Origin of the sequence: Saccharopolyspora sp. (genome assembly GCF_017434145.1) — a bacterium.
GTDB lineage: Bacteria > Actinomycetota > Actinomycetes > Mycobacteriales > Pseudonocardiaceae > Saccharopolyspora_C > Saccharopolyspora_C galaxeae.
Window position 1 is genome coordinate 1 of record NZ_JAFRFW010000652.1, and the last position, 3,277, is coordinate 3,277.

Below are 3,277 nucleotides of genomic sequence, written 5' to 3' on the forward strand. Positions count from 1 at the left end.
CGCTGGCCGGGCAGAGCATCTGGTCCGGCATCCGCGCGGTTCCCGCGGACAGCTACCTGCGGCTGCTCGGGCACCGGGCCACCGAGGTGCGCTGGTGGCACCCGCCGGAGCCGGAGGTGCCGTTGCGCCGGGGCGCGCGGTTCCTGCTGGAACGACTCGAATCCGCGATGGAAACCGGCGCGGGCGAGGCCGGGCGCGCCGGATCGGAGCTGTCCGGCGGAATGGAGTCGGCCGCGTTGTGCTCGCTCGCGGCCGCGCGGAATTCGGATCTGCTCGCGCTGCGGATGGGAAACGGCGGACGCGAATCCGCGGCGCCGGAATGGCGATCGGCCGAACCGCTCGTGCTGGACGACGCGGAACTCCCGGATATGTTCGCCGAACCGGACGCAGCGGCCGATCCAGAACATCCTTATCCGGGCTGGCGCACCGCCGCCCGCATCCGGTATTCCGCACGAATTCTCGGCGAACGCGGAGTGCGCAGGCATTTCGCCGCGCACGGCGGGGAAGAACTGTTCCACGACGGCCCCGCACATCTGCACGCACTGCTGCGGCACCGGCCGGTCACCGCGCTGCGGCGGCTGCGCGGCTACCGCGCGGCGCGGAATTGGGCGCTGCCACCGACGATTTCCGCGCTGCTGAGCGCACACGACGTCGGACGCTGGTGGCACGAACAGGCGGATCGGCTCACCGAGCCCTATCCCGACTCGAACGCCCCGCGACTGGACTGGGGAGCCGCCCCGGTACGCGTGGCGCCGTGGGCGAGCGCGGAAGCTGTGAGCACCACGCGTGCGCTGCTGCACCGGACCGCGCGCAAGACCGAGCGGCTGGCACCGGACCGGGCGACGCATCAGCTGCTGTCCGCGCTGCGCACCGGCGCGCCCGCGCACCGCAGGCTCGCCCGCAGCTACGCGGCGGCGGGCGTGCGGCTGGAGCTGCCGTTCCACGACGACCGGGTGGTGGAAGCGGTGCTGGCGGTGCGCCCGCACGAACGCTGCTCCCCGTGGGAGGACAAGCCGCTGCTGGCCGAGGCGATGCGCGAGGTGCTGCCCGGTGCCCTGCCGCGCAGGGCGAACACCGGCGACGGCGAGGCGATCCGCATCGGTTTCCGGCGCAACCGGGCCGCGATCCTGGCGTTGTTCGCCGATTCCGAACTCGCCCAGCACGATCTGATCGACACCGGCGTGCTGCGCAGGCACCTGCTGGCCCCGCACGTCGGCGAGCACACGCTGTTCCAGCTCGACCACCTGCTGGGCTGCGAGAACTGGCTGCGCAGCGCCACCCGAGAAAGCACCGGGAGAACGGATGTCCCTGCGACTGCGTCCTGACGTGGCCACCACCGACACCGCCGAGGGAACCGTGCTGCTCGACGAGCGCACCGGCCGGTCCTTCCAGCTCAACCGAACCGGCACGCACGTGCTGCGGGGTCTGCTGCTGGGGCAGGACACCGAACACATCGCCCAGGAACTCGCCGAGCGGCACCGGATCCCGCCGCACCGCGCGAAACGAGACGTGGCCACCATCGTGGAACGCCTGCGCAGCGTCACCCTGCTGGAGTCGGCATGAGCCTGCCCGTCACCCTGCCCGTCCGGGAGAACCTGCCGCTGCGCCAACGCGCTTCGGCCTTGCTGGCCGTCGGGCTGGCGCGGTTACTCGTGCTGCTGCGCCCCGCGCGACAGCTCAAGCTGCTGCGCTTCGCCCGCCGCCGGGCCGTGCCCGCGAGTGCCACGCTGGCGCTGGCGGCCAGGCGCGATGTCCTCGCGGTGAGTCCGCGCAGCGCCGACTGCCCGCTGCGGCGGTCCATCGCCACGGCGCTGCTGTGCCGCGCGCGCGGAGTGTGGCCCACCTGGTGCACGGGCGTGCGCACCGCGCCGTTCGCGGCGCACGCCTGGATCGAGGTCGACGGCCACCCCGTCGGCGAACCGCACGCGTCGGCGCATTACCGCCGCCTGCAAAGCATCCCGCCGCGCTGAGCGCTCAGCGCCTCGCGGTTCACTGCTCGGTGGCGCGGCTCTGCAGGGCGGCGTGCTTGTCGTGGACCATCGATTCCAAGTCGGACTGGAACCGGGCCATCGCGGTCCGCAAGCGCGTGCCGAGCTCCCCGGAATCCGCGGCGAGCGTGCGAACCGCGAGCAGCCCCGCATTGCGCGCACCGCCGACCGAGACCGTCGCGACCGGCACGCCCGCGGGCATCTGCACGATCGACAGCAGCGAGTCCATCCCGTCCAGGTGCTTCAACGGCACCGGCACGCCGATCACCGGCAGCACCGTCGCCGCGGCCACCATGCCCGGCAGGTGCGCCGCTCCCCCGGCCCCGGCGATGATCGCCCGCAGGCCGCGGTCGGCGGCGCTGCGCGCGTAGTCCAGCATCCGCTGCGGGGTGCGGTGCGCGGACTACACGCCGACCTCGTAGGGCACGTCGAACTCGCTGAGCGCTTCCCCGGCGGCCTGCAGCACCGGCCAGTCCGAGTCGCTGCCCATGATCACGCCGACCAGCGGCTGCACCATCCCGATCCCTTCCACACGCACACCAACGACGTCGAGTGAACGGACTGTTCGCCCCAATAGATTGGTCGAACGGTCCGTTCACTCAGAACCTTCGGCCGGGCAGCGCCGCTCAGTGCACGAGGTGGCCGTCGGCCCATTCCCCGTGCGACAGGAAGTGCGCGGCCAGGTCGGCCTCGCGGCGCACCGCGCTCATGTCCTCGCCGAGCACGTTCACGTGCCCGATCTTGCGCCCTGGGCGCTCGGCCTTGCCGTAGAGGTGCACCTTCGCGTGCGGGAATCGCGCGAACAGGTGGTGCATCCGCTCGTCGACGCCCATCTTCGGTTCGGTGGGTGCGCCCAGCACGTTCGCCATGACCACGGCGGGCGCGGTCAGGCCCGTGCTGCCCAGCGGGTAGTCCAGCACCGCCCGCACGTGCTGCTCGAACTGCGAAGTGAGCGCGCCCTCCATGCTCCAGTGGCCCGAGTTGTGCGGCCGCATCGCCAGCTCGTTGATCACCAGGCCGTCGGCGGTCTCGAACAGCTCCACCGCCAGCACGCCGACCACGCCGAGCTCTTCGGCGATCTGCAGCGCCATGTTCTGCGCCTGCTCGCGCAGCTGCTCCGAGGCGTCCGGGGCGGGCGCGAGAACCTGCACACAGATCCCCTCCGACTGCACCGTCTCGACCAGCGGCCACGCGGCGCCTTGTCCGAACGGGGAACGCGCGACCAGCGCGGCGAGCTCGCGGCGCAGCGGAACCCGCTGCTCGGCCAGCAGCACGGCGCCGGCTTCGAG

The 3,277-nt window shown here is 72.4% G+C and carries 4 protein-coding genes and 1 pseudogene; 3 read left to right on the plus strand and 2 right to left on the minus strand.

The window, feature by feature from the left end; genetic code table 11:
• From IJH84_RS17805 to IJH84_RS17815, 3 genes are all read left to right on the plus strand, one after another.
• Positions 1-1,325: asparagine synthase-related protein (locus IJH84_RS17805; protein ID WP_295146473.1), on the plus strand; the 1,325-nt coding region annotated here is incomplete at its 5' end.
• Positions 1,303-1,563 carry a lasso peptide biosynthesis PqqD family chaperone gene (locus tag IJH84_RS17810; protein ID WP_200073405.1) on the plus strand — a complete coding sequence of 87 codons (261 nt, stop codon included), beginning with the start codon at positions 1,303-1,305 and terminating at the stop codon, positions 1,561-1,563. The genes IJH84_RS17805 and IJH84_RS17810, both read left to right, overlap by 23 nt.
• Positions 1,560-1,970, plus strand: coding sequence for a lasso peptide biosynthesis B2 protein (locus IJH84_RS17815; protein ID WP_295146476.1), 411 nt, complete (start codon positions 1,560-1,562; stop codon positions 1,968-1,970). Before IJH84_RS17810 ends, IJH84_RS17815 begins: the two co-directional genes overlap by 4 nt.
• A 19-nt stretch (positions 1,971-1,989) precedes the next feature.
• Here the strand turns inward: IJH84_RS17815 and purE are convergent.
• Positions 1,990-2,505: pseudogene (gene purE, locus IJH84_RS17820) on the minus strand (5-(carboxyamino)imidazole ribonucleotide mutase).
• Between the two features lie 109 nt (positions 2,506-2,614).
• A partial coding sequence (locus tag IJH84_RS17825; protein WP_295146478.1) for a 5-(carboxyamino)imidazole ribonucleotide synthase occupies positions 2,615-3,277 on the minus strand: 663 nt, incomplete at its 5' end.

Coding starts and splice junctions, on each gene's coding strand:
- IJH84_RS17810 (WP_200073405.1), top strand. CDS start 1,303: ATGTCCCTGCGACTGCGTCCTGACGTGGCCACCACCGACACCGCCGAG.
- IJH84_RS17815 (WP_295146476.1), top strand. CDS start 1,560: ATGAGCCTGCCCGTCACCCTGCCCGTCCGGGAGAACCTGCCGCTGCGC.